Below are 1,659 nucleotides of genomic sequence, written 5' to 3' on the forward strand. Positions count from 1 at the left end.
TTTTCAACCTTTTTACGTTTCCCTTGTCAACTCACAGTAAACCACACGCTATTTTACAATATTTAATCATTTTAACTGTATTGTAAATTCTTACAATATTTTTTTAAGCAATTGAAAGCAATTAGGCATAGTACAGCAACTGGTAAGAAAGTTTGAATCGCAGAAAAATTATTAAATAAAATATTAACGCTTAAAAACGGATTTGCTCCGATATGAATCATAACATCAGCACCAAGAATATAAACTATGATCGGCAAAAGGCTTATGGGATATTTCAAGAAGTTGATGTTTCTATAATTACAGAAAATTGCATTTACCTGTGTCAGTGCAATCAAATTAATGTATTTAAATATACTGTAATATCTGGATGAAAAGCTGAATCTGGAGCAATATATCAAATCATCTTTTTCTATGTTCAGCGGAAAAAGTGAGTACGTTACGCTCCGCTTGCCGCTGGAAAATAAATATTGTAACATCGTGATCGACCGGTTCGGGAAGTCAGTTCTCATGCTCAGGGACAAGAAATCGGACAATCACTTTATCATTCATGTTCCTGTAAGAGCAGAATATCCGCAGCCGTTCTTTTCCTGGATATTTTCATTCAGGGGAAAGGTGGAGATCATAAGTCCGATCAGACTGAAAGAACGATACACAAAAGTTCTCTATGAAAGCTGTGTGCAACAATATATGAATTAACGAAATCAGGCACTTCTCAATAATTGGAAGTGCCTGATTTATCATTCTATTTCGTTTCTGTCCTGATTTCTTTCGGCTTAGCCGTTTTCTGCCTGTCCTTGAAAGCTTCTTTTTTGAGTTTTGCTCTTTCAAAATAGCAGGTACGCTGTTTTTCAGGAGCATTTTTCTTGGCTTCTATCGCAGCTTGATTAAGTTCTTCGGTAAGAGCAGTAAGCCGTTCTGTTTTTTCTTCAAGTTCTGCCTGCTGAGGAAATGGTGTATTGACAATACGCATAGCATTTTCCAAATCCATTTTCAGCTTGTTGATGCTGTTTTGTGTATCATTGATCGTCTGGTCAATTTTGTAGAGCGTAGATTCCATACGCTTGAGATTGGCAGAAAAGCTGCTTGTTAAAGCACATTTATGTTCAGCATTGCCTTTCATGGTAACGGAAATGTCAGGTTCATTGCCAAACATGACAGCTTTGACTGATAGCTTGAATCCCTGAAATTCACCTATTTCCTTTTCACTGTCAGAACTCTTTTTAACAAAATCCAGTACCGCATCTTCAAGAGCCTGTGCTGCTTCTTTACGGTCCGTATATTCTGTGCCATCAATGGTAATTTTGAATACGGGCAGTTTTGTTTCTTCATCTATCGGAAGCTGACGAAGTGTTTCACGGTCTGCTTTCAGATTTTCCAGCCTTTCCTCTGCTTTTTCAATTTTTGCAGGAGTGGAAGCAACTGTCTGCTGCATATCAAATACCGTATTGGTATGTTCTGCTTTCAGAAGATTCAGTTCCTTTACCTCGTTATCCAACATCATCTTTTCCTTGATACGTTCATCTCCCGTACAGAGTGCTTTGATCTCAGAATAATTGAGTGCCTGCTGATCTACGTCCTCACAAGTTCTTGCAGGCGTTTTCGAGGTCATGATCTGTCCGATAAAACGCTGCTTTGCTTCCAGTGTCTGATAGAGATATG

General features: G+C 38.1%; 1 protein-coding gene and 1 pseudogene. One reads left to right on the forward strand and one right to left on the reverse strand.

What is annotated here, in order from left to right; all coding sequences use genetic code 11:
• Positions 1–381: 381 nt before the first annotated feature.
• The gene (locus QZL66_RS11910; protein ID WP_369677342.1) at positions 382–696 is read left to right on the forward strand and encodes a WYL domain-containing protein; all 315 of its coding nucleotides are present in this window, start codon (positions 382–384) and stop codon (positions 694–696) included.
• Between the two features lie 46 nt (positions 697–742).
• Here the strand turns inward: QZL66_RS11910 and QZL66_RS00350 are convergent.
• Positions 743–1,659, reverse strand: a pseudogene (locus tag QZL66_RS00350) (hypothetical protein); the annotation flags it as partial.

Origin of the sequence: Ruminococcus sp. CAG:330, assembly GCF_000437175.1 — a bacterium.
Taxonomy (GTDB): Bacteria; Bacillota; Clostridia; order Oscillospirales; family Ruminococcaceae; genus Ruminococcus_C.